Below are 26,109 nucleotides of genomic sequence, written 5' to 3'. Positions count from 1 at the left end.
GACTCAGTCGGTCGCAGTCCTTGCGCTGGCAGCGGCCGACACGGCAGCCACGGCGCGCGACATCGATGACCCGAGGTTCCACTTGTCGGCGAGGGCTGCGGCGGCATCCGTCTCGGCGGGGTCGAGCACGTGCAACGGAATCTCGGGGGCGCTGATCGGCAGGGTCGTGGCGACGGCGACGACTGTCGGGGCGACGTCGAGGTAGTCGGATGCGGCGAGGATCTTCCCTCGTACGCCGGCGCTCATCCCTTCGCCGGCGTCGGCGGCCTCCCGGATGCCGGTGAGGTCGGCGTGAGCCTGCAACAGGGTCGCGGCGGTCTTGTCGCCGACGCCTGCGACGCCGGGCAGCCCGTCCGAGGCATCTCCCCGCATCGTTGCGAAGTCGGCGTACTGGGAGGGGAGCACTCCGTACTTCGCGACGACGGTGGCGTCGGTGACGATCTCGAGGTTGCTCATGCCGCGCGCGGTGTAGATGACGCGGACGTCACGGGAGTCGTCGACCAGCTGGAACAGGTCGCGGTCTCCGGTGACGATGTCGACGGGCATCGTGGCGTCGGTGGCGAGCGTGCCGATCACATCGTCGGCCTCATGCTCGGAAACGCCGATGATCGGGATGCCGATGGTGGCGAGCGTCTGCCGGATCAGCGGGATCTGTGCTTCGAGCGGATCCGGAACCTCTTCGATGTCGGGTGCACCGGGGACGACCTCGACCACCCGATGGGTCTTGTAGCTGGGGATGAGGTCGACTCGCCACTGCGGGCGCCAGTCGTCGTCCCAGCAGGCGATGACGTGCGTCGGCTCATACAGGGTGACGAGTTTCGCGATGATGTCGAGGAGCCCGCGCGCGGCATTGACGGGTGAGCCGTCGGGGGCCTTCACCTTGTCAGGCACCCCGTAGAAGGCACGGAAGTAGAGGCTGGCGGTGTCGAGCAGCATGAGGCGGTCGGCGCGGGGCATGAACTCAGAGTAGAGCGGAGGCGTCCGCCCGTCAGCACCCTGGGGCCGAGGGTCGTTCGGTGCAGGTGCGTTCGACGAGAGCGGTGTGCGCCTCGTAGATCTGGATCGTGCGGCTGGGGCCGTCGACCGAGAGCTGTCCGTCGATGGGGAACCACCCGCTGCCGAGGTCGACCTCGGCGGCATACCTGACGGTGACGCCCGCCTCGTAGGTCCCGCGTTCTCGGTAGGTGTGGCTGGTGGGCGTCGGAGTGAAGGGCGCTTGGCCGAGAGCGGACCAGGTCTGCCCGCCCGTCGAGGTGGTCGCGCTGGCGCCGTCGCCGTAGCTGAAGTCGTATCCCACCGGAGTGAACCGCACGCGGATGGCCGAGCCGAAAAGGCTGCCCGTCTTGATCTGCACGGATGCCGCGGCCACGAAGTTCGCCGGCATCCCTGCCACGCCGAGATTGTCGGGCTCTCCTGAAGTGGTGACCGGATCGGGGGCGAACTGTGCCAGCTCCGTGATCGTGATGGGAGGCGGGGCAGGCTGCTGTGTCTGTGCGTCCGCGGTGCCACCTGGTTCCTGCGGCACGTTGATCGAGATGCAGCGGAGGGTGCTGTCCCAGAAGCTGGTGCAGGCGGCGTTGAACGCGATGTCCGATGCGTTGGGTTCCTGCGGAGCCTCGGGGGCGCTGGGGTTGGCATTCGAATTCGAGTCCGGTGAGAGGACTGGTGGGGCGCCGGTGTCGGGATCCGTGCGCTCGCGGGAAGCAGTGATGTCTACTTGCTGACCGTTGTTTCCAGCAACAACATCGGCGCCACCGACCCCGTTGCCTTCGCCGTTAGTGAGAGATAGAAGTATGCAAGCAACTATTAGAGACCTCATCTCGGCTCACAATCGAGACTCTCGTTGACATCTGCTCTCTCGATGAGAAAGCGGCCGCGTGAGAGGTGAAACGAAACTCGTAGGGGATTTACGTCGGGACGGTCGGCATTGACCACGGAGCCCCCAGCGTCGTTGACGATGTCGGAGCGACTTAGGTCGACGCAGACGTCGGCGAGTACGCGGTCGAGCGACCTGCTGCTGGATACTCCCTCGAACGCCACCACCTCAATCTCGCCCACAAACATGTAGCCGTCTGCGTGAAGGCCGGATAAGGTCTCGCGATCCGCCGCTTCGAAATCACCGCTGGACACCTCAAACAGTCGCTCAAAAGTGGATGGATCGCTGACATCGATGTCATTGAACGCGTCGTTGTACGCCCGGTATGTCTCCTCAGCCGCGGCGAACGCCTCCTCCTCGGACGCGAAAGCCGCGGTCGGGGTCGGTGACGGCTGCGGCGCGGCAGTGCACCCGCTGAACATGACGGACGTCACGGCGAGAGCGGTGATGAAGGAGGATGCTGGGCGGTGGTGGATCACCCCGTCACGGTAACTCGGAGGGCGTGAGCACCGTTCGAGTTATCCACAGGTCGCGTCCGGCAACTTCTTGCCCACCGGCATCCGCTCTTCTGATAGCCTGAGTTGTCACTATTGGCGTGCCTACGCGTGCCCGGTGACGATCACACCAAAATCCAACCGCTGTGAAGCAAGCAGTCGGCCGTGCGCGGCCGTTGCCTCCCAGCCTGAGCCCCATCCAACAAGGACAACCCACTACATGACTACCGCAACGACCGCCCCGGCCACCAAGCAGGTCGCCATCAACGACATCGGATCTGCTGAGGACTTCCTGGCCGCGGTCGAGAAGACCCTGAAGTTCTTCAACGACGGCGACATCATCGAAGGCACGATCGTCAAGATCGACCGCGATGAGGTTCTGCTGGATGTCGGCTACAAGACCGAGGGCGTCATCCCCTCGCGTGAGCTTTCGATCAAGCACGACGTCGACCCCAATGAGGTCGTCAAGGTCGGCGACGAGGTCGAGGCCCTGGTTCTCCAGAAGGAGGACAAGGAAGGCCGCCTGATCCTCTCCAAGAAGCGCGCACAGTACGAGCGTGCCTGGGGAGACGTCGAGAAGATCAAGGAGAACGACGGCGTCGTCACCGGTACGGTCATCGAGGTCGTCAAGGGTGGACTCATCGTCGACATCGGCCTCCGTGGCTTCCTCCCGGCTTCGCTCATCGAGCTGCGCCGCGTCCGCGACCTCACCCCGTACCTGGGGCAGGAGATCGAGGCGAAGATCCTCGAGCTCGACAAGAACCGCAACAACGTCGTTCTCAGCCGCCGTGCGCTGCTCGAGCAGACGCAGTCGGAGTCGCGCACCACGTTCCTGAACAACCTGCACAAGGGTCAGGTTCGCAAGGGTGTCGTGTCGTCGATCGTCAACTTCGGTGCATTCGTCGACCTGGGCGGCGTGGACGGCCTCGTGCACGTCTCCGAGCTTTCCTGGAAGCACATCGAGCACGCTTCCGAGGTTGTCGAGGTCGGCCAGGAGGTCACCGTCGAGATCCTCGAGGTCGACCTCGACCGCGAGCGCGTCTCCCTGTCGCTGAAGGCGACGCAGGAAGACCCGTGGCAGGTCTTCGCCCGCACCCACGCGATCGGACAGGTCACGCCGGGTAAGGTCACCAAGCTCGTTCCGTTCGGTGCGTTCGTTCGCGTCGCCGACGGCATCGAGGGCCTCGTCCACATCTCCGAGCTCTCCAGCAAGCACGTCGAGCTGGCCGAGCAGGTCGTGTCGGTCGGCGAAGAGGTCTTCGTCAAGGTCATCGACATCGACCTCGAGCGTCGCCGCATCTCGCTGTCCCTCAAGCAGGCCAACGAGTCGGTCGACCCCAACGGCACCGAGTTCGACCCGGCCCTGTACGGCATGCTCGCCGAGTACGACGAGAACGGCGAGTACAAGTACCCGGAGGGCTTCGACGCCGAGACCGGTGCGTGGAAGGAAGGCTTCGACACGCAGCGCGAGGCATGGGAGCAGGAGTACGCTGCGGCCCAGGCTCGCTGGGAGGCGCACAAGGCTCAGGTCACCAAGGCCGCTGAGGCCGAGGCAGAGGCCGGAGCCGACTTCGGCGGCCAGGTCTTCGCCACCGAGGCGACCGGTGCAGGCACCCTCGCCGACGACGAGGCACTCGCGGCTCTCCGCGAGAAGCTGTCGGGCGGAAACGCGTAAGCATCACCACACACAGAACGGGTCGTCACCTCACCTTCGGGTGGGTGACGGCCCGTTCTGGTGTATCCGCGACCGATAGCCGGTTGCGTGACCGAACATTACGAGCGCGTTCGTAACATTCGGCGCCCTCGGACAGCATGGGGGTATGACCACCGCACTCTCCCCGTCTCGCGCTGCCACCGCCGCACCCGCGGCCGGCCTCGCGCAGACCGTGCGGCTGGACGGCATCACACGAGCCTTCGCGCTTCCGCGGGGACGACGCGAAGTGCTGCGCGACGTCGAGCTCGACGTCGCAGCCGGTGAGATCGTGGCGGTCGTCGGTCCCTCCGGTTGCGGCAAGTCGACGCTCCTTCGCCTCATCGGTGGTCTCGACACCCCGACGAGTGGCAGCATCCGCCTCGACGGCACCGGGGTGACCGACGTCGACGAGCGCACCGCGATCGCCTTCCAGGAGCCGCGCCTGCTGCCGTGGCGCACTCTCGCTCAGAACGTCGACCTCGGACTGCCCCGCGGAACGGATCGTCGCCTCGGCCGCGACCGCGTGAACGAACTGCTCCACCTCGTCGGATTGGAACACGCCGCCGATCAGCGTCCCCGCGAAGTCTCCGGCGGCATGGCGCAACGGGCCTCCCTGGCGCGGGCACTCGCGCGCAACCCCGGCGTGCTCCTGCTCGACGAGCCGTTCGGTGCTCTCGACGCACTCACCCGGCTTCGCATGCACGACCTGCTGCTGAAGATCCACGCCGCCGAGCCCACCACCATCCTTCTCGTGACGCACGACGTCGAGGAGGCGCTGTACCTCGCCGATCGCGTCCTGCTCTTGCGCACGCTGGGCGGCGATTCCGCGCCGTCGATCGCGCGCACCGTTTCCGTCCCCGGCATCCGCCCTCGAGACCGTGCCGACCGCGGTCTCGCCGATCTCCGTGCCGAGCTCCTCGAAGGACTCGGTGTCGACACCCACCACCGCATCACCGAGGAGTCCCGATGAGCACCATCACCCGCCGAATCGCCCCCGCGACCGCGATCGCCGCGACGATGATGCTCGTTGCGACAGGTTGCGTCGCCGGTGAGGGTGCCACCGCGTCCGACAACGGGAGCACGCAGGAGTCGGGGGAGTGGTCGTCCGACACGCTTTCCATCGACTTCGCCACCTACAACCCGCTCAGCCTGGTGATCCGCGAACAGGGCATCCTCGAGGGCATCCTCGGCGACGACGTCGAGGTCGAATGGGTGCGGTCCGCCGGCTCCAACAAGGCGAACGAACTGCTTCGCTCCGGCTCGGTCGATGTCGGCTCGACCGCAGGATCGGCCGCGCTGCTCGCTCGTGCGAACGGCTCGCCCATCCAGGTCATCGACATCTACTCGCAGCCGGAATGGTCGGCGATCGTCGTCGGCCCGGACAGCGAGATCACGTCGCTCGAAGACCTCAAGGGCGCCTCCATCGCTGCCACGAAGGGCACCGACCCGTACTTCTTCCTGCTGCAGGCGCTCGAAGAAGGCGGACTGTCGCTCTCCGACGTCGAGGTGCAGAACCTCCAGCACGCCGACGGCCGCGCCGCACTCGACGGAGGGTCGGTGGATGCGTGGGCCGGTCTCGACCCCATCATGGCTGCCGCCGAGGTGGAGTCAGGCGACCAGCTCATCTACCGCAACGTCGACTTCAACACCTACGGCTTCCTCAACGCGACCGAAGAGTTCATCACCGACCACCCCGACCTCGCTCAGGCTGTCGTCGACGCCTACGAGGAAGCACGGGCCTGGGCACTGGAGAACCCTGAGGAGACGGCAGCGCTGCTGGCCGAGGTGGCCGGGATCGACATCGACGTGGCCACGACCGTCATCCAGGAGCGTTCCAACCTCGACGTGAACGGTGTGCCCGGCGACGATCAGATCGCCGTGCTGGAGAAGATCGCACCGGTACTCGTCGACTCGGGAGACGTGCAGGGCGGCAAGGACTCCGTCGACAAGGCTCTCGCGTCCATCGTGAACGCGACCTTCGCCGAGAAGGCGGTCGGCGGCGAGTGACCACCCCCGACCAGCTGACGCTGCCCGCGGATTCGCAGGACGCGCTCGACTTCGCGAAGGGCACGCTTCGACGCCCGGATGCCGGTGAGCGGCGCGCTCGGAGTCGCCCCACCGCGCGGATCATCGGGGGCCTGCTCCTCCCGGCACTCATCCTGCTCTCCTGGCAGATCGTGACCACCAGCGGCCTAGTCGAGCCCTACCGGCTGCCGACTCCGGCATCCGTCTTCCTCGCGGGTGTCGAGCTCGCCGAAAGCGGACAGCTCTGGACCCACATCGCCATCTCCGTCCAGCGGGTGCTGCTCGGGTTCGCGATCGGGTCCGTGATCGGGCTCGCCGCAGCGGGACTGGTAGGGCTCTCCCGGCTGGGAGACATCCTGCTGAGCCCGACGCTCGCGGCGGTCCGTGCCGTGCCGTCCCTCGCCTGGGTGCCGCTCCTCATCCTCTGGATGCAGATCGGTGAATCCTCGAAGGTGACACTCATCGCCATCGGCGCATTCTTCCCCGTCTACACGACGGTCGCGTCGGCCCTGCGCCACGTGGATCCGCACCTCGTGGAGGCTGGTCGATCGTTCAGCCTGCACGGCTGGTCGCTGTTCCGGACCGTTCAACTCCCGGCCGTCGTGCCCTCGGTGGTGTCCGGCCTCCGTCTCGCCCTCGCACAGGCGTGGCTGTTCCTCGTCGCCGCCGAGCTGATCGCGTCGTCCATGGGGCTGGGCTTCCTGCTCACGGATTCGCAGAGCAACGGGCGTGTGGATCGCATCCTCCTCTCGATCGTCCTGCTCGCGCTGCTCGGCACCGTCACCAACGGCATCCTCGCTCTGGTGGAGAAGTACCTGCTCAGAAGATGGACCTGACGTTGACCGAAGCGCGACTTCAGGAATCCCGCGTCTACGCGCCGCCTGCGGCATTCGCGGCGCAGGCCAACGTCGACGGTGGCGCATACGACCGGGCCGCCGCAGATCCGGTCGCGTTCTGGGAACAAGCCGCTCTGCGACTGGACTGGACGACGCCCTGGCACACGGCGCATGAGTGGGATCCGCCCACTGCGGATGCCGTTCCCGCCGCACGATGGTTCCTGGGTGGCACGCTCAACGTGGCCTACAACTGTGTCGACCGGCACGTCGAGGCCGGACTCGGCGAAAAGGTCGCGCTGCACTTCGAAGGTGAGCCCGGCGACCGGCTATCCGTCACCTATGCCGACCTCCAGCAACGCGTCTCGCGCGCGGCGAACGCGCTCACCGCCCTCGGCATCCGCCCCGGGGATCGTGTCGTGATCTATCTCCCCGTGCTCGTGGAGACGATAGTGATCACGCTCGCCTGCGCGCGAGTGGGTGCCGTGCACTCCCTCGTGTTCGGCGGGTTCTCCGCCGAAGCCGTGCGATTCCGGCTGGAGGACACCGGCGCCAAGCTGCTGGTCACGAGTGATGGTCAGTTCCGGCGCGGCGCGGCGGCGGAGGTCAAGTCGACGGCGGATCGGGCTGCCGCGGGTCTCCCGGATCTCGAGCACATCCTCGTGCTGCGTCGTACAGGCCAGGAGGTGCCGTGGACGCCGGGCCGCGACGTCTGGTGGCACGATGCGGTCGACACGTCCTCACCGGAGCACGTGGCGCAGCCCTTCGATGCCGAGCATCCGCTCTTCATCATCTACACGTCGGGAACGACCGGGAAGCCGAAGGGTCTCGTCCACACATCAGGCGGGTACCTCACCCAGACGAGCTGGGCGCACTGGGCGCACTTCGATGCCAAGCCCGACGACGTGCACTGGTGCACGGCGGATCTCGCGTGGGTGACCGCTCACACCTACGAGATCTACGGCCCGCTGTCGAACGGGCTGACGCAGGTGATCTACGAGGGCACACCGGACACTCCGGAGCGCGAACGGCATCTCGAGATCATCGAGCGCTACGGGGTGACCGTGTACTACACGGCCCCGACCCTGATCCGTACCTTCATGACGTGGTTCGGCGCCGACCTTCCTGCCGGGCACGATCTCTCGAGTCTGCGTCTGCTCGGAACCGTCGGCGAAGCGATCAATCCCGAAGCCTGGGTGTGGTTTCGGCGGAACTTCGGTCGAGACGAGCTGCCGGTCGTGGATACCTGGTGGCAATCCGAGACGGGAGCGGCCATGATCGCGCCGTTGCCCGGCGTCACGAGCCTGAAGCCGGGTTCTGCCACCGTCGCGCTGCCGGGGATCGATGTCGCCGTGGTCGATCCGGAGGGGCGCGAAGTAGCCCCTGGGCGTTCTGGAACGCTCGTCGTCCGCCGGCCCTGGCCCGGGATGGCGCGCACCGTGTGGGGCGACCCCGCGCGCTACCGTGACGCGTACTGGTCGGCCTACGCCGGCCACGGGGACTTCGGAGGCTTCTACGTCGCCGGAGACGGTGCCACGCGGGACGTCGACGGCTACATCTGGATCCTCGGACGCCTCGACGACGTCGTCAACGTGTCGGGGCACCGGCTCTCGACCATCGAGATCGAATCCGCTCTGGTCGCGCACGAGACGGTCGGGGAAGCCGGGTCAGCCGGAGTCTCGGACCCGGTCACCGGACAGGCCGTCGTCGCATTCGTGACCCCGTCGGGGACAGCGGTGATCACCCCCGAGGACCTCCGTGCCCAGGTGGCCGGAGCGATCGGCCCGGTCGCCAAGCCGCGACACGTCGTCGTGGTCACCGATCTGCCGAAGACCCGGTCGGGAAAGATCATGCGTCGACTTCTCGCGCAGCTGTGGGAGGCCGAGCAGGATCGTCGGCACGGCCGCGAACCCGAAGCTCTCGGGGATACCACCTCGCTGCAGAATCCCTGGGCCGTCGCCGCCATCGCCGACGTGCTCGCCGCCGCCGAACTGAGGACATCATGACCGAAGAACATCGTTTCGGGTTCCGCACCAGGGCGCTCCACGCCGGCGGCACGCCGGACGCGTCGACCGGTGCACGTGCCGTTCCGATCTACCAGACCACCTCGTTCGTCTTCGATGACGCGGCGGATGCCGGAAACCTCTTCGCGCTGCAGAAGTACGGCAACATCTACTCCCGCATCGGCAACCCGACGGTTGCTGCGCTGGAGGAGCGGCTCGCGTCGCTCGAGGGAGGCATCGGTGCGGTGGCGACGGCGTCCGGGATGAGCGCCGAGTTCATCACCTTCGCCGCTCTCGTCGGCGCCGGCGATCACGTCGTCGCGGCGGCCCAGCTCTACGGCGGAACGGTGACCCAGTTGGACGTGACGCTTCGCCGCTTCGGCGTCGAGACCACGTTCGTCTCCTCGACGGACCCCGCCGACTACGCCGCTGCGATCCGGCCGGAGACGAAGGTCGTGTACGTGGAGATGATCGGCAACCCGTCGGGAGAGATCGCCGACATCGAAGGTCTCGCCGCCGTCGCCCATGACGCGGGCGTGCCGCTCGTCGTGGACGCGACACTGGCGACGCCGTACCTCGCGCGGCCGCTCGAGCATGGGGCCGACATCGTGATCCACTCGGTGACGAAGTTCCTCGGCGGACACGGCACGACACTCGGCGGCGTGGTGATCGAGAAGGGCACGTTCGACTGGGGCAATGGCAAGTTCCCTCAGATGACCGAGCCGGTCGACTCATACGGGGGAATCAAGTGGTGGGACAACTTCGGCGAATACGGTTTCCTCACCAAGCTGCGCTCCGAACAACTTCGTGACATCGGCCCGGCATTGAGTCCGCAGTCGGCATTCAACCTGTTGCAGGGTGTCGAGACGCTTCCGCAACGGATCGACGCGCACGTCTCGAACGCGAGGATCGTCGCCGACTGGCTCGCGTCGGACCCCCGGGTCGCCTACGTCACCTGGGCGGGCCTCGAGGGGCACCCGCACCATGATCGTGCCGCGAAGTACCTGCCGCTGGGTCCCGGCTCGGTGTTCGCCTTCGGGGTCCAGGCCGACGACGGACGCGCAGCGGGGGAGACCCTCATCGAGAATCTGCAGCTCGCCTCCCATCTCGCGAACATCGGCGATGCGCGCACGCTCGTCATCCACCCTGCTTCCACCACCCACCGCCAGCTCACCGATCAGCAACTCGCGGCGGCCGGCGTGCGTTCCGATCTGATCCGGATCTCGGTCGGCCTCGAAGACGCGGACGACATCATCTGGGACCTCGATCAGGCACTCACGACGGCGACGGGAGCGAACCGATGAGCGGGCAGGAGACTTCCGGGGCAGACGCATGCGCGCTCCCTGTGGCGACGGAGGCGGCGGCCTGCGCTCTGCCCGCGACGACCATCGCGCAGGGGCGCACCTGGGTCGGCCCCACTCAGCAGGAGCGTTTCGGCGTGCTTCGCCGCGCGAAGTCGGTCGCGATCGTCGGAGCCTCGAACAATCCCGCTCGCGCATCCTTCTTCGTGGCGACGTACCTGCTTTCCAGTACGGCTTACGACGTCTACCTGGTCAACCCTCGGGAGAAGGAGATCCTCGGGCAGACGGTCTACGCCTCGTTGGCAGATCTCCCGGTCGTTCCCGACATCGTGGACGTCTTCCGTCGACACGATGATCTCCCCGCAGTCGCGCAGGAGGCCATCGACGTGGGGGCGCAGACACTGTGGCTTCAGCTCGGTTCGTGGAATGAGGATGCTGCGGTGCTCGCAGAGGGGGCCGGGCTGTCGGTCGTCATGGACCGTTGCCTGAAGATCGAGCACGCACGATTCCACGGGGGGCTGCATCTCGCCGGCTTCGACACCGGCGTGATCAGCTCGCGTCGTCAGCTCCTGGCTCGCTGAGAGAGGGAAGGGGAACTCTAGACTGGCCGCATGCCCCTCATCGCGCTCACCGGTGGAATCGCGTCCGGGAAGTCGACCATCGCTCGACGCCTGCGGGAACACGGTGCCGTCGTCATCGACGCCGACCAAATCGTACGCGACGTGCAGGCGCCGGGATCACCGGTGTTGGAGCGCATCACGGAAGCTTTCGGTCCGACTGTCCTCGCGTCTGACGGGGCGCTGGACCGTGCCGCGCTGGGAGCCATCGTGTTCGGCGACGATGCTCGGCTCCGCCAACTGAATTCCCTCGTTCATCCCGCCGTGCGCGCCGAATCGCAGCGGCGCTTCGAGAAGGCGTTCGGCGACGATCCGCAGGCTGTCGTGGTGTATGACGTGCCCCTGTTGGTCGAGGCGCGCGTCGACGACCCGTGGGATCTCATCGTCGTCGCCCACGCCCCGGCCGCCGTGCGGCTCCGCCGCCTCGTCGAGCTGCGGGGAATGACCGAGACGGCGGCGCAGGAACGGATCGACGCACAGGTCTCGGACGAGCAGCGGCTCGGCATCGCCGACGTCGTCATCGACACCGCGGGCACACTCTCCCAGACCCATGCCCAGACGGATGCGCTCTGGGATCGGCTCCGCGCCCGGGAGAGCTGACGCTGAACGGCCGCGATGTCGGAGGGGCGGCATACGCTTGAGGTATGCAACCCACGCGCAGCGTCCGTCCTTTCGAGGTCATCAGCGAGTACGCGCCCGCGGGCGACCAGCCGCAGGCAATCGCCGAGCTGGCGTCGAGAGTCAACGCGGGCGAGACCGACGTCGTTCTGCTCGGTGCGACGGGTACCGGTAAATCGGCGACCACGGCCTGGTTGGTCGAACAGGTGCAGCGTCCGACTCTCGTGCTGGCACACAACAAGACGCTCGCCGCGCAGTTGGCGAACGAGTTCCGCGAGCTCATGCCCAACAACGCGGTGGAGTACTTCGTCTCGTACTACGACTACTACCAGCCTGAGGCGTATGTGCCCCAGACCGACACCTTCATCGAGAAGGACTCCTCGATCAACGCCGAAGTCGAGCGACTGCGCCACTCGACGACGAACTCCCTGCTCAGCCGTCGAGACGTCATCGTCGTCTCGACTGTTTCCTGCATCTACGGCCTCGGTGCTCCCGAGGAGTACCTTCGCGCGATGGTCGCGTTGCAGGTGGGTGAGCGTTACGACCGAGACGCACTGATCCGCCAGTTCATCGCGATGCAGTACAACCGCAACGACGTCGACTTCTCCCGCGGGAACTTCCGGGTGCGCGGAGACACGATCGAGATCATCCCCGTCTATGAAGAGCACGCGATCCGCATCGAGTTGTTCGGCGACGAGATCGAAGGTCTCTACTCTCTGCACCCGCTCACCGGCGAGGTCATCGAGAAGCTCGACTCCGTGCCGATCTTCCCCGCATCGCATTACGTGGCCGGAACCGACGTCATCCAGCGATCCATCGGCACCATCGAGCACGAGCTCGAGGAGCGGCTGGCCGAATTCGAGCGTCAGGGGAAGCTGCTGGAGGCACAGCGGCTGCGCATGCGCACGACCTTCGACCTCGAGATGCTGCAGCAGCTGGGTTTCTGCTCCGGGATCGAGAACTACTCCCGTCACATGGACGGTCGTATGCCGGGCGAGCCTCCGCACACGCTTCTCGACTTCTTCCCCGACGACTTCCTGATGGTGATCGACGAATCGCACGTGACCGTGCCGCAGATCGGCGCCATGTACGAGGGCGACGCGTCTCGAAAGCGCACGCTCGTCGATCACGGTTTCCGTCTGCCCAGTGCCATGGACAACCGCCCGCTTCGATGGGATGAGTTCAAGAACCGCGTCGGGCAGACCGTCTACCTGTCGGCGACTCCCGGCAAGTACGAGATGGGCATCGCCGACGGCGTCGTGGAGCAGATCATCCGCCCGACCGGGCTCGTCGATCCGCACATCGTCGTGAAGCCGTCGAAGGGGCAGATCGATGACCTGCTCGAGGAGATCCGCGTGCGCGTCGGGAAAGACGAACGCGTGCTCGTCACGACGCTGACGAAGAAGATGGCCGAAGAGCTCACCGACTTCCTCGGCGAGCACGGTGTCCGTGTCCGTTATCTGCACTCCGACGTCGACACGCTGCGCCGCGTCGAACTGCTCACCGAGCTCAGAGCCGGCGTGTATGACGTGCTCGTCGGCATCAACCTGCTCCGTGAGGGGCTCGACCTCCCGGAGGTCTCGCTCGTCGCCATTCTCGACGCTGACAAAGAGGGGTTCCTGCGATCGGGCACCTCCCTCATCCAGACCATCGGACGTGCTGCGCGAAATGTCTCCGGCGAAGTGCACATGTACGCCGACAGAGTCACCGACTCCATGGCGAAGGCCATCGAAGAGACCGATCGGCGACGTGAGAAGCAGGTGGCGTACAACAAGGAACACGGCATCGACCCGCAGCCGCTGCGCAAGCGCATCGCCGACATCACCGAGATCCTGGCACGAGAAGGCGCCGACACCGCCGACATGTTGTCCGGCCGAGGGCGGGCGACGGGAAAGGGCAAGTCCCCGACTCCGAATCTCCGTCGCACCGGCATCGCGGCAGAGGGGGCTCAGCAGCTCGAGGCCACGATTCAAGACCTCTCGAACCAGATGCTCGCCGCGGCCGCAGAACTCAAATTCGAGCTGGCCGGGCGATTGCGCGACGAGGTGCAAGACATGAAGAAGGAACTGCGAGCCATGGAAAGGGCCGGTCACGCGTGAGCGCGCCCGGACGATAGGGGAACCGGAGATGGATGCCGCGGGCGAAGAACTCGCCGACCGTGTTCGTGCGCTGCTCACGGTGGGAAGTGACATCGAGGAGAAGCGCATGTTCGGCACGAAGGCGTTCCTCGACCGCGGTCGCATCCTCGTCTGCGCGCGAAACAGTGGCGTTCTCCTGGTGCGTGTCGACGAGGAGAGCGGCGCCGCACTGGTGACTCAGCCCGGGGTCGCACCCGCCGCCATGGGTACGCAGACGATGGGAACGCGGTGGCTCGATGTGTCGCCCGAGGTGCTCGAAGACGACGACGCCCTGATGCTCTGGCTCGATGCGGCTCGGGAAGCGCACGCGGCGGCTGACGAGACCTGAGCCGGCGGCCCCGCGTGGCTTCACCGCGTCCTAGGGGCAGTGAATCAATGGTTTGGGGCCGCTGCGGTCGATCTCATGCGCCGTCATCGCCGCTCCGCACAGCGGACAGGCTCGCTCCGCGCGTTCCGCGGCGCTGGGCGGCGGCGTCTTCTCATAGGGACCGACGGACGCAGGGCCGGCGAAGCGGATGAGGTTCGTGTTCACCCAGGCGTACAGACCTCCCGCTTCACGGATGCGGGAGCGGAGCGGCGCGCGGTCGGGGTCTTTGGCCATGTTCGTTAGTGTACTAACGATTAGGGCGGATATAGTCGGATCGTGATGACTTCCGACGATCTGCTTCGACTCGAGAACCAGCTCTGCTTCGCGGTAGTGACGGCAGCGCGCAACGTGGTCGCGATCTACCGACCGATTCTGGAACCGCTCGGACTCACGCACCCTCAGTACCTGGTGATGCTCGCGCTGTGGGAGCGCGCTCCTCGCACGCTGCACGATCTGGCTGCGGACCTCGCGATGGAACCCGCCACAGCGTCGCCGCTCGTCAAGCGGCTCGAGGCGGAAGGGCTCGTCGCGCGGCAGCGGAGCAGCCAGGACGAGCGCCGTCTGGACATCACGCTGACCGCCGCCGGCTCAGCGCTGCGTGATCGCGCCGTGGATGTGCCCCGCCAGGTCATGGCCGCCGTGGGGATGGACGTCTCGGAGATCACCGCGCTCCGCGATGGTCTCGGAGCTTTCGCGGGGCGGCAGCCGAACTCGCGCTGAGGGTACTCACAGCCTGCACGGAGCCGATGTCGGTGGCCCCTCGTAGACTTGTCCGGTGCCCATTGTCCCCGTTGCCACCCTAGGAAAACTCAGTGTTCGCGGTGCCCGCGTCCACAATCTCAAGAACGTCGACATCGACATCCCCCGCGACTCTCTCGTCGTGTTCACCGGCCTTTCCGGCTCCGGTAAGTCCAGCCTCGCGTTCGACACGATCTTCGCTGAAGGGCAGCGTCGCTACGTCGAGTCGCTGAGCGCTTATGCGCGCCAGTTCCTCGGTCAGGTAGACCGCCCCGACGTCGACTTCATCGAGGGCCTCAGCCCTGCCGTCTCGATCGACCAGAAGTCCACGAACCGCAACCCGCGGTCGACCGTCGGCACGATCACCGAGATCTACGACTACATGCGTCTGCTGTGGGCGCGCATCGGCATCCCGCACTGTCCCGAGTGCGGCGAGCCGATCCAGCGTCAGACCGTGCAGCAGATCGCTGACCAGCTGATGGAACTTCCCGAGCGCACGCGCTACCAGATCGTCGCGCCGATCGTCTCCCAGAAGAAGGGGGAGTTCGTCGACCTCTTCCGCGAGCTCGGCGCGAAAGGCTACTCGCGTGCGATCGTCGACGGTGACTTGATCCAGCTCGCCGAGCCGCCCACGCTCAAGAAGAGCTACAAGCACGACATCGCCGTGGTTGTCGACCGCCTCGTGGCCTCCGACGACATCCTCGGCCGTGTCACCGACTCTGTCGAGACCGCGCTGGGTCTCGCGGGCGGAGTGGTCCAGGTCAACTTCGTCGACGGCGAGGGCGACGATGCTTGGCAGACCTTCTCCGAGAAGCTGGCCTGCCCGAACGGGCACGCGCTCACTCTGACGGAGATCGAGCCGCGCACCTTCTCGTTCAACGCCCCCTTCGGTGCCTGCCCTGCGTGCTCGGGGCTCGGCACGCGCATGTCGGTCGACGTCGACCTCATGCTCGGCGACGAAGACCTGTCCATCCGTGAGGGCGTCATCATCCCCTGGACCACTCAGGGCAAGGGACTGTTCCAGTACTACGAGCGGTTGCTCGAGGGTCTTTCGCGTGACCTCGACTTCTCGCTCGACACCCCGTGGCGCAAGCTCCACTCCGATGTGCAGAATGCGATTCTGCGCGGGGAGAACTACAAGGTCACCGTCAAGTGGAAGAACCGGTACGGGCGCGAGATGCGGTACGCCTCCGGTTTCGAGGGCGTCGTTCCCTATATCGAGCGGCAGTACCTGCAGGCCGAGTCCGACACGCAGCGCAGCCGGTGGGGCGAGTACCTCCGCGAGGTACCGTGCCCGGTGTGCGATGGCAACCGTCTCAAGCCCGAGGTGCTGGCCGTTCAGGTGCATGGACACTCGATCGCCGAGGTCTCCCACCTCAGCCTCGCCGACGCGCGAGAGTTCATGGAGACTCTGAGCCTCACCGACCGCGAAGCACAGATCGCCGCGCAGGTACTGCGCGAGATCCGGGTCCGTCTCGACTTCCTGCTGCAGGTCGGGCTGAACTATCTGAATCTCAGCCGCTCGGCCGGCTCGCTCTCCGGAGGCGAGGCACAGCGCATCCGTCTCGCCACCCAGATCGGCTCAGGTCTCACCGGAGTGCTCTACGTTCTCGACGAGCCTTCGATCGGGCTTCACCAGCGAGACAACCGCCGACTCATCAACACGCTCATCAAGCTCCGCGACCTCGGCAACACGCTCATCGTCGTCGAGCACGATGAGGAGACCATCGAGGCCGCCGACTGGGTCGTCGACATCGGCCCGGGTGCCGGGGTCAACGGTGGCAAGGTGGTGCACTCCGGACCATACTCGGCGCTGCTCGACGACAGCGACTCGATGACGGGGGAGTACCTCTCCGGTCGCCGTGAGATTCCCCTGCCGACAAAGCGTCGCAAGATCGACAAGAAGCGCATGCTGAGCGTCGTCGGTGCTCGAGCCAACAACCTGCGCAACGTCACCGCCGACTTCCCGCTCGGAGTGCTCACGGCCGTCACAGGCGTCAGCGGCTCCGGCAAGTCGTCACTGGTGAACGACATCCTCTATCAGGTGCTCGCCTCGCGCCTCAACGGAGCGCGCACGGTGCCGGGCAAGCACACCCGGGTGACCGGACTCGACAACCTCGACAAGGTCGTGCACGTCGACCAGGCACCGATCGGTCGCACCCCGCGCTCGAACCCGGCGACCTACACCGGGGTCTTCGACCGCATTCGCAACCTCTTCAGCGAGACGCCAGAGGCGAAGGTGCGCGGGTATCTCCCCGGGCGATTCAGCTTCAACGTCAAGGGCGGGCGCTGCGAGGCCTGTTCCGGCGACGGCACCATCAAGATCGAGATGAACTTCCTGCCCGACGTGTACGTCGACTGCGAGGTGTGCCACGGCAAGCGCTACAACCGCGACACGCTGGCCGTCCACTACAAGGGCAAGAACATCGCCGAGGTCCTGGAGATGCCGATCGAAGAGGCCGCCGAGTTCTTCGAACCCATCCAGGCCATCCACCGGTACATGAAGACCCTCGTCGACGTCGGCCTCGGATACGTGCGCCTCGGGCAGTCGGCCACGACGCTCTCCGGCGGCGAGGCACAACGCGTCAAGCTCGCCACCGAGCTCCAGCGTCGCAGCAACGGTCGCAGCATCTACGTGCTCGACGAGCCGACCACCGGGCTGCACTTCGAAGATGTCCGCAAGCTCCTCGAAGTCCTCAACGGACTGGTCGACAAGGGCAACACGGTCATCGTGATCGAGCACAATCTCGACGTCATCAAGTCGGCTGACTGGGTGATCGACCTCGGTCCGGAAGGCGGCTCGGGCGGCGGTGAGATCATCGCGACGGGCACACCCGAGCAGGTGGCCCGCGTCGAACAGAGCCACACCGGACTCTTTCTCGGCGAGATCCTGGGTGAGGGGCGCGCAGCGCGGAAGGCCAGCTGATGGCAGACGTACTGCCGTACAAGCCACGGGCGGGAGAGATCCCGACCGATCCCGGCGTGTACCGGTTCCGCGATGCCAACGGGCGCGTGCTCTACGTCGGCAAGGCCAAGAACCTGCGCCAGCGCTTGTCGAACTACTTCGCGCCGTTGCGGACGCTGCACGAGCGCACACGGCGAATGGTCACCACGGCCGCTTCCGTCGAATGGACGGTCGTGTCGACCGATGTCGACTCGCTCCAGCTCGAGTACATGTGGATCAAAGAGTTCGATCCGCCTTTCAACGTCCGCTACCGGGATGACAAGTCATACCCGTTCATGGCTGTGACCCTGGCGGACGAGGCGCCACGGGTCATCGTCACGCGCAATCGCAAGATTCCGGGTGCACGCTATTTCGGGCCGTACCCGAAGGTGTGGGCGGTCCACGAGACGATCGACCTGATGGTCAAGGCCTTCCCCATCCGCACATGCAGCGATTCCAGCTACAAGCGCGCTATGCAGACGGGTAGGCCCTGCTTTCCCGGGCAGATCGGCAAGTGCGGCGGACCCTGCTCGATGACCGTGTCGATCGAAGAGCACCGCGCCATGGTCGACGACTTCGTCGCGTTCATGGCAGGCGGAGACGAGCGCTTCACGAGAGATCTGACCAAGCGGATGCTGGCAGCCTCCGCGGCCATGGACTATGAGTCGGCCGCGAAGTATCGCGACAAACTCACGGCGATCGAGGCCGTTCTCGGCAAGAGCGCGCTGGTGCTCTCGCCGGACGAAGATGCCGATCTGTTCGGTATCGCCGAGGATGAGTTGGCCGCGGCGGTCCAGCACTTCGTGATCCGCGGCGGGCGCGTCCGCGGTGTCCGTGCGATGACGATCGAGAAAGAGCTCGACATCTCCACGGGTGAACTCGTCGACCAGGTGCTGCAGCGGGCGTACGGCGACGCACAGGACGTTCCCCGTCGCATCCTGGTGCCCACGCTTCCCGACGATGCCGCAGAACTCGAGGTCTGGCTGCGCGAGCGCCGCGGAAAGAAGACCGAGATCGCGGTCGCTCAGCGCGGCCAGCGCGCCGATCTGATGCGCACCGCGACGATCAACGCGCAGCAGGCCCTGATCAGATACAAGACGCGACGCACGAGCGACTACGTCGCCCGGACCCAGGCGCTGACCGATCTGCAGAACGCTCTCGGAATGAGCGAGGCACCACTGCGCATCGAGTGCTTCGACATCTCGCACCTCGGCGGTACGAATGTCGTCGCCTCGATGGTGGTGTTCGAAGACGGCCTGCCTCGCAAAGATCAGTACCGCTCCTTCGGCATCCCCGAGACGACCGACGACACCGACTCGATGTATCAGGTGCTTCGGCGCCGGCTGGCATACCTCGACCGGCCCGAGGAGCAGGACGACGACCCGGGTGAGGAAGGCATCGTGAAGCGCAAGCCGCGGTTCGCCTATCCGCCGCAGCTGCTCCTCGTCGACGGAGGGAAACCGCAGGTCGAAGCGGCGGCGCGAGCCCTCCGCGACGCCGGCCACACGGAGATCGCCGTGTGCGGTATCGCCAAGCGCCTCGAAGAGGTCTGGCTTCCCGGCGACGACTTCCCCGTCATCCTCCCGCGCACCAGCGAAGCCCTTTACCTGCTTCAACGTCTGCGCGACGAAGCCCACCGATTCGCGATCACACATCAGCGCAAGAAGCGTCGAAACGACATCACGACCGTGCTCGCCGAGGTCCCCGGACTCGGCGCCTCCCGGATCAAAGTGCTGCTGAAGCATTTCGGGTCGGTCACGGCTCTGCGCGGTGCTCGACCCGATGAGATTCAGGAAGTTCAGGGAATCGGTCCCGTCCTTGCGCAGAACATCCACACGCACCTCTCCACTCGCTAGGCTGGAAGCCACTGGGGGAGAGGGAGCGTTGAGCGATGGTTGACGGAGAGAAGGGCGAGTTTCTCATCGTCACGGGGATGTCCGGTGCTGGCCGGACCACGGTGGCGAACGCCTTGGAAGACCTCGGCTGGTATGTCGTAGACAACCTGCCGCCGCAGATCCTGCGTCCTCTGCTCGAGCTGACCGATATGGGCGGCAAGGCACTGCCGAAGGTCGCCGCTGTGGTCGACGTCCGAGGGCGAAACCTTTTCGACGATTTCCCCGGCGTCGCACGTGCACTCCGCTCGCGGGGGTCCGTGCGCGTTCTGTTCCTCGACGCCTCCGACGACGTCCTGGTCCGCCGATTCGAATCGGTACGGCGTCCGCACCCGCTCCAGGAAGACGGCACGCTGCTCGACGGCATCCGTACCGAGCGCACCAGACTCGCCCCGATCCGTGAGTCCGCGGACCTCGTGATCGACACCTCGACGCTGAACATCCACCAGCTCGCCACACAGGTGTCCGACATCTTCTCGGAAGAGGGTGAGGCCCGCCACCGCCTGACTCTCCTGAGCTTCGGTTTCAAGTACGGGTTGCCGACCGACGTCGACATCGTCGCCGACATGCGTTTCCTGCCGAATCCGTTCTGGAACGAGGAATTGCGCGGTCTGACCGGTCAGGACGAAACCGTTCGTGACTACGTGCTCTCGCGTGACGGCGCCATGGAATTCCTGGACGCCTATTCGGCGGCCCTCGTCCCCGTGCTCGAGGGGTATCAGCGCGAGAACAAGAGCCACTCCACGATCGCGATCGGATGCACCGGTGGCAAGCACCGGTCGGTCGCCATGTCGGAGGAACTCGGACGACGCCTCGCCGCAGTCCCCGGCGTGGCGGTCAATGTCCGGCATCGGGACCTCGGCAGGGAGTAGCCGGTCGCCCGGCCGAGTAAGCTGGACGTTTGCGTCGCGACCCGGCGCGTGAACGTGAAGGAGTGTCGTGGCACTAACCACCGACGTCAAGGCCGAGCTGGTCAGCATCCGCAACGCACCCCCGACGGTGCGTGTCGCGGAGGTGACCGCGATCCTCCGGTTCGCCGGTGGTCTGCACTCGATCGCCGGCCGCGTGGCCGTGGAGGCAGAGGTGGATGCCGAGACGCTCGCACGCCGTGTCGCCAGGGACCTCGCTGAGATCTACGGGGTGCGTCCTGAGATCGCTCAGGTGCAGTCGAGCACTGCGAACGAAGGTGCGCGGTGGGCTGTGCGCGTGATCACGCAGGGTGAGACTCTCGCCCGCCAGACGGGGCTTCTCGATCAGCGTCGACGGCCGGTGCGAGGCCTCCCGAACAGGCTGACCACCGGATCCCGCGCCGAGGTCGCCGGCCTGTGGCGCGGTGCGTTCTTGGCGGCCGGCACGCTCAGCGAGCCCGGCCGTTCGGCGATGCTCGAAGTCGTCTGCCCCTCTTCGGAAGCTGCCATGGCCCTCGTCGGCGCGGCGCACCGACTCGGCGTCGCTGCCAAGGCGCGCGAGGTACGCGGCATGCCACGCGTCGTCGTGCGCGAAGGTGAAGCCATCCGCACCATCCTCAACGAGATGGGCGCGCAGAAGACCGCTGTGGCATGGGAAGAGCTCCGCCAGCGTCGGGAGGTGCGCGCGGGCGTCAACCGCCTGGTGAACTTCGATGACGCGAATCTCCGCCGTTCCGCTCAGGCCGCGGTCGCAGCGTGCGCCCGCGTCGAGCGAGCTCTCGAGATCCTCGCCGACGAGGTGCCCGACCACCTCCGGGTGGCGGGAGAGCTGCGTCTCGCACACCGCGACGCGAGCCTCGACGAACTGGGCCACCATGCCGACCCTCCGCTGACGAAGGACGCGGTCGCCGGTCGGATCCGGCGTCTGCTGGCGATGGCCGACAAAAGAGCTCAGCAGGACGGCATCCCCGGCACCGAAGCCGCCGTGCCGATCGGCCTCGACGTCTGAGCTCGTGTCGTCAAGACCCGTCGTCCGGTTTTCCGGTGGCGGGTCTTCGCCATCCGGCGGAAGGAACTGGTCCGGCCACGCGTTGTCGTCACTAGGATGAGTTACGTCCGCTCTACGCCGCACATCGGCGGCGCGGAGGATCGGCAAGCGCCGCGGCGCGGCGCGGATTGGATGAAAGCGATATGGCGACTTACACGCTCCCCGACCTTCCCTACGACTTCGCGGCTCTCGAGCCGCACATCAGCGGCAAGATCATGGAACTCCACCATGACAAGCACCACGCGACCTACGTCGCCGGCGCGAACACCGCGCTCGAGCAGCTCGCCGAGGCTCGCGACAGCGGCAACCTCGCGAACGTGAACAAGCTCGAGAAGGACCTCGCGTTCAACCTCGGCGGCCACGTCAACCACTCCATCTTCTGGACCAACCTGTCGCCGAACGGCGGAGGTCAGCCCGAGGGTGAGCTGAAGGCGGCCATCGACGAGTACTTCGGCTCCTTCGAGAAGTTCCAGGCGCATTTCACCGCTGCGGCGACCGGCATCCAGGGCTCGGGTTGGGCCGTCCTCAGCTGGGATTCGATCGGCTCGCGCCTCATCATCCAGCAGCTGTTCGACCAGCAGTCGAACACCGCGCAGGGCACCATCCCGCTGTTCCAGCTCGACATGTGGGAGCACGCCTTCTACCTCGACTACCTCAACGTCAAGGCCGACTACGTCAAGGCGGCGTGGAACATCGCCAACTGGGAGAATGTCGCACAGCGTCTCGAGGTCGCCCGTAACCAGACGAACGGCCTGCTGGTACTGTCGTAACCAAGACGGGCGTCCCGATGGACGTTTCGCCCGTCGGGACGCCGTTGTCCATGCTTCGCAAGTTGAAACCGCGCGCAAGCGCACAAGAAATCAGGAGACCTGAGTGTCTGTCAAGATCGGTATCAACGGCTTCGGCCGCATCGGACGCAACTACTTCCGCGCGGCTCTCGCGCAGGGAGCTGACCTCGAAATCGTCGCAGTCAACGACCTCACTGACAACAAGACCCTGGCGCACCTGCTCAAGTACGACTCGGTCAGCGGCGTTCTCGACGCCGAGATCAGCTACGACGACGAGAGCATCACCGTCAACGGCAAGCAGATCAAGGCGTTCGCCGAGCGCGACCCCGCCAACCTCCCGTGGGGCGAGCTCGGTGTCGACATCGTCATCGAGTCGACCGGCTTCTTCACGAAGGCGGAGCTCGCTCGCAAGCACATCGATGCAGGCGCGAAGAAGGTCCTCATCTCGGCTCCGGCCTCGGGTGACGACCGCACGATCGTCATGGGCGTGAACGAAGAGACGTACAACGCGGAGACGGACCACATCATCTCCAACGCCTCCTGCACCACGAACTGCCTGGCACCGCTCGCCAAGGTCTTCAACGACGCATTCGGCATCGACCGCGGCTTCATGATGACCGCACACGCCTACACGGCCGACCAGAACCTCCAGGACGGCCCGCACAGCGACCTGCGTCGTGCACGCGCCGCGGCGATCAACATCACGCCGGCCTCCACCGGTGCCGCCAAGGCCATCGGCGCTGTGCTGCCGGAGCTGCAGGGCAAGCTCAGCGGCTCGTCGTACCGCGTTCCGGTTCCCACCGGCTCGATCGTCGACCTGACGCTGATCACCGACCGCCAGGACCTGACGGTCGACGAGGTCAACGCGGCCTACAAGGCAGCTGCTGTCGATGGTCGCCTCGCCGGCTACCTCCAGTACAACGAAGACCAGATCGTGTCGAGCGACATCGTGCACAACGCGCACTCGTCGATCTTCGACTCGACGCTCACCAACGTGAGCGGCAACCTGGTCAAGGTCTCCAGCTGGTACGACAACGAGTGGGGTTACTCCAACCGTCTTGTCGACCTCACCGAGTACGTGGCCGAGCGTCTCTGAGCTCTGACACATGACTCTGCGCACCCTGGACTCACTGGGTTCGCTCGAGGGCAAGCGCGTCATCGTCCGTTGTGATCTGAACGTCCCCCTGCGGGACGGGGTCATAACGGACGATGGTCGTGTACGCGCCTCGTTGCCGACCCTCAACGCACTGATCAACGCGGGCGCCCGCGTTGTCGTGTGCTCGCACCTCGGACGCCCCGACGGTGCCCCCGACCCGCAGTACAGCCTCGAGCCCGTGGCTCAGCGGCTCTCCGAACTGCTGGGAGCGCCCGTCGCATTCGCGCGGGACACCGTCGGCGAATCGGCGCACGATGCTGTGGCCTCGCTGGAGGATGGCGGCGTCGTCGTCATCGAGAACCTGCGGTTCAACGCCGGTGAGACCTCGAAGGACGACGCCACGCGTCGAGCCTTCGCCGAAGAGCTCGCGAAGCTCGGCGACGTGCTCGTGTCCGACGGTTTCGGTGTCGTCCACCGCAAGCAGGCGAGCGTCTACGAACTCGCCGAACTGCTGCCGTCGGCGGCGGGCCTGCTGATCGAGGCCGAGCTGGACGTGCTCGATCGCCTCACCGAGAAGCCCGAGCGCCCCTATGCGGTCGTGCTCGGCGGGTCGAAGGTCAGCGACAAGCTCGGTGTGATCTCGCACCTGCTGCCTCGGGTCGACCGCATTCTGGTCGGCGGCGGAATGCTGTTCACCTTCTTGAAGGCGCAGGGTCACGCGGTGGCGTCCAGCCTCCTCGAAGAGGATCAGCTCGAGACAGTCCGCGGCTACATCGCCGAAGCGGCGGAGCGCGGCGTGGAGCTGGTACTCCCGACAGACGTCGTCGTCGCCGAATCGTTCACGGCGGATGCTGCGCACGAGGTCGCCGCAGCCGACGCGATCGAGTCGACCGCCTTCGGCGCGTCGGGGATCGGCCTCGACATCGGACCGGAGACCGCTGCGCGTTTCGCTGAAGTCATCAGCGGATCCAAGACCGTCTTCTGGAACGGGCCGATGGGCGTCTTCGAGTTCCCGGCCTTCGCCGCGGGCACGAAGACCGTGGCCCAGGCTCTGACCGAGGTTGATGGGCTCAGCGTCGTCGGCGGCGGTGACTCGGCGGCCGCAGTCCGTCAGCTCGGCTTCACCGATGACCAGTTCGGCCACATCTCGACCGGTGGCGGCGCAAGCCTCGAGTTCCTCGAGGGAAAGAAACTACCCGGCCTGGAGGTGCTCGGATGGGCAATGTGACCCGTACCCCGCTGATCGCGGGCAACTGGAAGATGAACCTCGACCACCTGCAGGCGGTCGCGTTCGTGCAGAAGCTGCATTGGACGTTGAAGGACGCCAAGCACGAAGACGGCTCCGTCGAGGTCGCGGTCTTCCCGCCGTTCACCGACATCCGCAGCGTGCAGACGCTGATCGACGCGGACAAGATCCCGTTCGCGCTCGGTGCGCAGGATGTCTCGGCTCACGACTCGGGTGCTTACACCGGCGAGGTGTCCGGTGCGTTCCTGGCAAAGCTCGACGCCAAGTACGTCATCATCGGCCACTCGGAACGGCGTGAGTACCACTCCGAGTCGGATGAAGTCGTCGCCTCGAAGGTGCAGGCGTCGATCAAGCACGGCCTCGTGCCGGTGATCTGCGTCGGTGAGACTGCCGACGACCTTGAGAAGTTCGGTGCCAGCGCGGTGCCCGTCGGGCAGCTCGAGGCAGCGCTGCAGGGTGTTTCGCCGAAGGCTGACATCGTCGTGGCGTACGAGCCCGTCTGGGCCATCGGCTCCGGTCAGGCGGCGACGCCGCAGCAGGCGCAGGACGTCTGCGCCACCCTGCGGGCCGTCATCGCCAAGGTTCTCGGTGAAGACGCTGCCGCGCGTACCCGAGTCCTGTACGGCGGATCGGTGAAGTCGGCGAACATCGCCAGCTTCATGCGTGAGCCGGATGTCGACGGTGCTCTGGTCGGCGGCGCGAGCCTCGTCGTCGACGAGTTCGCCGCGATCATCCGCTTCGAGAAGCACGTCGGCGTGTGAGTGCGGCGGGGCCCCGGCCCCGCTGCACCGTATACTTGACCGTTACGGGGGCTCACATGCCCCGGCGAAAGGCTCTTCCTCGTGGCAATTCTCGAGTTCGTCCTGCAGGTCGTGCTGGGCATCACCAGCGTCCTGCTGACCCTCCTCATCCTCTTGCACAAGGGTCGCGGTGGCGGCCTTTCCGACATGTTCGGAGGCGGTATGACCTCTGCGGTCGGCTCCTCCGGTCTCGCGGAGCGGAACCTGAACCGCTTCACCGTCGTCCTGGCGCTCACATGGTTCGTAGCCATCGTCGCGCTCGGACTCATCACGAAGTTCGAGGTCATCTGATGGCTACTGGCGGCAACGCAATCCGAGGCACCCGCGTGGGCTCCGGCCCGATGGGGGAGCAGGACCACGGCTACCACGCCGACCGGATCTCGGTCTCCTACTGGGACGGCCTCGGCAACGAGACCGTCCGCTACTTCGCGGCGGGCCTCCCCGAAGACGAGATCCCCGAGACGATCGATCACCCGCAGTCGGGTCTGCCGGCGGGTCGCGACAAGGAGAACCCTCCTGCCCTCGCGAAGCCCGAGCCGTACAAGACTCACCTCGCGTACGTGAAGGAGCGTCGCACCGACGAAGAAGCCGTCCAGCTTCTCGAAGATGCACTTGCTCAACTACGCGAACGTCGCGGTCAGTGACCTCGTCGATCTGACACCAAGAAGCCGTCGCGAATCATCG

The 26,109-nt window shown here is 66.1% G+C and carries 25 protein-coding genes; 21 read left to right on the top strand and 4 right to left on the bottom strand.

Annotation, left to right across the window (positions count from 1 at the left end):
* Nucleotides 1-3 precede the first annotated feature (3 nt).
* The 3 genes from D7252_RS16515 to D7252_RS16500 form a co-directional block, all read right to left on the bottom strand.
* Nucleotides 4-957 carry a 5'-3' exonuclease gene (locus D7252_RS16515; protein WP_120776379.1) on the bottom strand — a complete coding sequence of 318 codons (954 nt, stop codon included), beginning with the start codon at nt 955-957 and terminating at the stop codon, nt 4-6.
* 31 nt (nt 958-988) lie between these two features.
* Entirely contained in the window at nt 989-1,525 is a 537-nt protein-coding gene (locus D7252_RS16510) for a hypothetical protein (RefSeq protein WP_183055329.1), read from the bottom strand.
* A gap of 290 nt (nt 1,526-1,815) precedes the next feature.
* Entirely contained in the window at nt 1,816-2,355 is a 540-nt protein-coding gene (locus D7252_RS16500) for a hypothetical protein (protein ID WP_120776377.1), read from the bottom strand.
* Between the two features lie 235 nt (nt 2,356-2,590).
* Here D7252_RS16500 and rpsA point away from each other — a divergent pair, with 235 nt between their 5' ends.
* From rpsA to D7252_RS16450, 10 genes are all read left to right on the top strand, one after another.
* A complete protein-coding gene (gene rpsA, locus D7252_RS16495; protein WP_120776376.1) occupies nt 2,591-4,045 on the top strand; it encodes a 30S ribosomal protein S1 in 1,455 nt (484 codons plus the stop codon).
* Nucleotides 4,046-4,190: 145 nt separating this feature from the next.
* Nucleotides 4,191-5,033, top strand: coding sequence for an ABC transporter ATP-binding protein (locus D7252_RS16490; protein ID WP_120776375.1), 843 nt, complete (start codon nt 4,191-4,193; stop codon nt 5,031-5,033).
* The gene (locus D7252_RS16485) at nt 5,030-6,070 is read left to right on the top strand and encodes an aliphatic sulfonate ABC transporter substrate-binding protein (protein WP_120776374.1); all 1,041 of its coding nucleotides are present in this window, start codon (nt 5,030-5,032) and stop codon (nt 6,068-6,070) included. The genes D7252_RS16490 and D7252_RS16485 overlap by 4 nt, the downstream gene beginning before the upstream one ends.
* Nucleotides 6,067-6,924, top strand: a complete 858-nt coding sequence (locus tag D7252_RS16480) for an ABC transporter permease (protein ID WP_120776373.1) — start codon at nt 6,067-6,069, stop codon at nt 6,922-6,924. The genes D7252_RS16485 and D7252_RS16480 overlap by 4 nt, the downstream gene beginning before the upstream one ends.
* Nucleotides 6,915-8,927, top strand: coding sequence for an acetate--CoA ligase (gene acs / locus D7252_RS16475; protein WP_120776372.1), 2,013 nt, complete (start codon nt 6,915-6,917; stop codon nt 8,925-8,927). The genes D7252_RS16480 and acs overlap by 10 nt, the downstream gene beginning before the upstream one ends.
* Complete coding sequence (locus D7252_RS16470) at nt 8,924-10,228, top strand: O-acetylhomoserine aminocarboxypropyltransferase/cysteine synthase family protein (RefSeq protein ID WP_120776371.1); 1,305 nt, start codon at nt 8,924-8,926, stop codon at nt 10,226-10,228. The genes acs and D7252_RS16470 overlap by 4 nt, the downstream gene beginning before the upstream one ends.
* Entirely contained in the window at nt 10,225-10,806 is a 582-nt protein-coding gene (locus tag D7252_RS16465) for a CoA-binding protein (RefSeq protein WP_120776370.1), read from the top strand. Before D7252_RS16470 ends, D7252_RS16465 begins: the two co-directional genes overlap by 4 nt.
* Nucleotides 10,807-10,836: 30 nt before the next feature.
* Nucleotides 10,837-11,442, top strand: coding sequence for a dephospho-CoA kinase (coaE, locus tag D7252_RS16460; protein ID WP_120776369.1), 606 nt, complete (start codon nt 10,837-10,839; stop codon nt 11,440-11,442).
* A 44-nt stretch (nt 11,443-11,486) separates the two neighbouring features.
* Complete coding sequence (uvrB, locus tag D7252_RS16455; RefSeq protein ID WP_120776368.1) at nt 11,487-13,559, top strand: excinuclease ABC subunit UvrB; 2,073 nt, start codon at nt 11,487-11,489, stop codon at nt 13,557-13,559.
* A gap of 28 nt (nt 13,560-13,587) precedes the next feature.
* Nucleotides 13,588-13,926 carry a TfoX/Sxy family protein gene (locus tag D7252_RS16450; protein WP_120776367.1) on the top strand — a complete coding sequence of 113 codons (339 nt, stop codon included), beginning with the start codon at nt 13,588-13,590 and terminating at the stop codon, nt 13,924-13,926.
* 30 nt (nt 13,927-13,956) lie between these two features.
* On the opposite strand, the gene D7252_RS16445 is transcribed toward D7252_RS16450, so the two are convergent.
* A complete protein-coding gene (locus D7252_RS16445) occupies nt 13,957-14,199 on the bottom strand; it encodes a hypothetical protein (protein WP_120776366.1) in 243 nt (80 codons plus the stop codon).
* 45 nt (nt 14,200-14,244) lie between these two features.
* Between D7252_RS16445 and D7252_RS16440 the strand changes: the two genes are divergently transcribed.
* The 11 genes from D7252_RS16440 (at nt 14,245) to D7252_RS16390 (ending at nt 26,069) form a co-directional block, all read left to right on the top strand.
* On the top strand, nt 14,245-14,685 hold the full coding sequence (locus tag D7252_RS16440; protein WP_120776365.1) for a MarR family winged helix-turn-helix transcriptional regulator: 441 nt from the start codon (nt 14,245-14,247) through the stop codon (nt 14,683-14,685).
* A 55-nt stretch (nt 14,686-14,740) separates the two neighbouring features.
* Nucleotides 14,741-17,629 (top strand): excinuclease ABC subunit UvrA, encoded by a 2,889-nt coding sequence (gene uvrA, locus D7252_RS16435; protein ID WP_120776364.1) that lies wholly within the window; start codon nt 14,741-14,743, stop codon nt 17,627-17,629.
* The gene (uvrC, locus tag D7252_RS16430; protein WP_120776363.1) at nt 17,629-19,503 is read left to right on the top strand and encodes an excinuclease ABC subunit UvrC; all 1,875 of its coding nucleotides are present in this window, start codon (nt 17,629-17,631) and stop codon (nt 19,501-19,503) included. The genes uvrA and uvrC overlap by 1 nt, the downstream gene beginning before the upstream one ends.
* A gap of 35 nt (nt 19,504-19,538) precedes the next feature.
* Entirely contained in the window at nt 19,539-20,411 is an 873-nt protein-coding gene (gene rapZ, locus D7252_RS16425; RefSeq protein ID WP_120776362.1) for an RNase adapter RapZ, read from the top strand.
* A gap of 67 nt (nt 20,412-20,478) precedes the next feature.
* On the top strand, nt 20,479-21,456 hold the full coding sequence (gene whiA / locus D7252_RS16420) for a DNA-binding protein WhiA (RefSeq protein WP_120776361.1): 978 nt from the start codon (nt 20,479-20,481) through the stop codon (nt 21,454-21,456).
* 182 nt (nt 21,457-21,638) lie between these two features.
* On the top strand, nt 21,639-22,265 hold the full coding sequence (locus D7252_RS16415; RefSeq protein ID WP_120776360.1) for a superoxide dismutase: 627 nt from the start codon (nt 21,639-21,641) through the stop codon (nt 22,263-22,265).
* 103 nt (nt 22,266-22,368) lie between these two features.
* On the top strand, nt 22,369-23,379 hold the full coding sequence (gene gap, locus D7252_RS16410) for a type I glyceraldehyde-3-phosphate dehydrogenase (protein WP_120776359.1): 1,011 nt from the start codon (nt 22,369-22,371) through the stop codon (nt 23,377-23,379).
* 10 nt (nt 23,380-23,389) lie between these two features.
* Entirely contained in the window at nt 23,390-24,607 is a 1,218-nt protein-coding gene (locus D7252_RS16405) for a phosphoglycerate kinase (protein ID WP_120776358.1), read from the top strand.
* Nucleotides 24,595-25,386 (top strand): triose-phosphate isomerase, encoded by a 792-nt coding sequence (gene tpiA / locus D7252_RS16400; RefSeq protein ID WP_120776357.1) that lies wholly within the window; start codon nt 24,595-24,597, stop codon nt 25,384-25,386. The genes D7252_RS16405 and tpiA overlap by 13 nt, the downstream gene beginning before the upstream one ends.
* An 81-nt stretch (nt 25,387-25,467) precedes the next feature.
* Nucleotides 25,468-25,716 carry a preprotein translocase subunit SecG gene (gene secG, locus D7252_RS16395; RefSeq protein ID WP_029261623.1) on the top strand — a complete coding sequence of 83 codons (249 nt, stop codon included), beginning with the start codon at nt 25,468-25,470 and terminating at the stop codon, nt 25,714-25,716.
* On the top strand, nt 25,716-26,069 hold the full coding sequence (locus tag D7252_RS16390) for an RNA polymerase-binding protein RbpA (protein WP_120776356.1): 354 nt from the start codon (nt 25,716-25,718) through the stop codon (nt 26,067-26,069). Before secG ends, D7252_RS16390 begins: the two co-directional genes overlap by 1 nt.
* Nucleotides 26,070-26,109 lie beyond the last annotated feature (40 nt).

Origin of the sequence: Microbacterium sp. CGR2 (assembly GCF_003626735.1) — a bacterium.
GTDB lineage: Bacteria > Actinomycetota > Actinomycetes > Actinomycetales > Microbacteriaceae > Microbacterium.
Note: the sequence above shows the minus strand (reverse complement) of the source record. Positions and strands in the feature narration are given on the sequence as shown.

Excerpts from the sequence above, each read along its gene's own strand:
- rapZ (WP_120776362.1), top strand. The coding sequence starts at position 19,539 with ATGGTTGACGGAGAGAAGGGCGAGTTTCTCATCGTCACGGGGATGTCC.
- coaE (WP_120776369.1), top strand. The coding sequence starts at position 10,837 with ATGCCCCTCATCGCGCTCACCGGTGGAATCGCGTCCGGGAAGTCGACC.
- D7252_RS16470 (WP_120776371.1), top strand. The coding sequence starts at position 8,924 with ATGACCGAAGAACATCGTTTCGGGTTCCGCACCAGGGCGCTCCACGCC.
- rpsA (WP_120776376.1), top strand. The coding sequence starts at position 2,591 with ATGACTACCGCAACGACCGCCCCGGCCACCAAGCAGGTCGCCATCAAC.
- D7252_RS16390 (WP_120776356.1), top strand. The coding sequence starts at position 25,716 with ATGGCTACTGGCGGCAACGCAATCCGAGGCACCCGCGTGGGCTCCGGC.
- uvrB (WP_120776368.1), top strand. The coding sequence starts at position 11,487 with ATGCAACCCACGCGCAGCGTCCGTCCTTTCGAGGTCATCAGCGAGTAC.
- D7252_RS16515 (WP_120776379.1), bottom strand. The coding sequence starts at position 957 with ATGCCCCGCGCCGACCGCCTCATGCTGCTCGACACCGCCAGCCTCTAC.
- D7252_RS16445 (WP_120776366.1), bottom strand. The coding sequence starts at position 14,199 with ATGGCCAAAGACCCCGACCGCGCGCCGCTCCGCTCCCGCATCCGTGAA.
- D7252_RS16405 (WP_120776358.1), top strand. The coding sequence starts at position 23,390 with ATGACTCTGCGCACCCTGGACTCACTGGGTTCGCTCGAGGGCAAGCGC.
- D7252_RS16415 (WP_120776360.1), top strand. The coding sequence starts at position 21,639 with ATGGCGACTTACACGCTCCCCGACCTTCCCTACGACTTCGCGGCTCTC.
- uvrC (WP_120776363.1), top strand. The coding sequence starts at position 17,629 with ATGGCAGACGTACTGCCGTACAAGCCACGGGCGGGAGAGATCCCGACC.
- tpiA (WP_120776357.1), top strand. The coding sequence starts at position 24,595 with ATGGGCAATGTGACCCGTACCCCGCTGATCGCGGGCAACTGGAAGATG.
- D7252_RS16465 (WP_120776370.1), top strand. The coding sequence starts at position 10,225 with ATGAGCGGGCAGGAGACTTCCGGGGCAGACGCATGCGCGCTCCCTGTG.
- acs (WP_120776372.1), top strand. The coding sequence starts at position 6,915 with ATGGACCTGACGTTGACCGAAGCGCGACTTCAGGAATCCCGCGTCTAC.
- D7252_RS16450 (WP_120776367.1), top strand. The coding sequence starts at position 13,588 with ATGGATGCCGCGGGCGAAGAACTCGCCGACCGTGTTCGTGCGCTGCTC.
- D7252_RS16440 (WP_120776365.1), top strand. The coding sequence starts at position 14,245 with ATGACTTCCGACGATCTGCTTCGACTCGAGAACCAGCTCTGCTTCGCG.
- D7252_RS16490 (WP_120776375.1), top strand. The coding sequence starts at position 4,191 with ATGACCACCGCACTCTCCCCGTCTCGCGCTGCCACCGCCGCACCCGCG.
- D7252_RS16485 (WP_120776374.1), top strand. The coding sequence starts at position 5,030 with ATGAGCACCATCACCCGCCGAATCGCCCCCGCGACCGCGATCGCCGCG.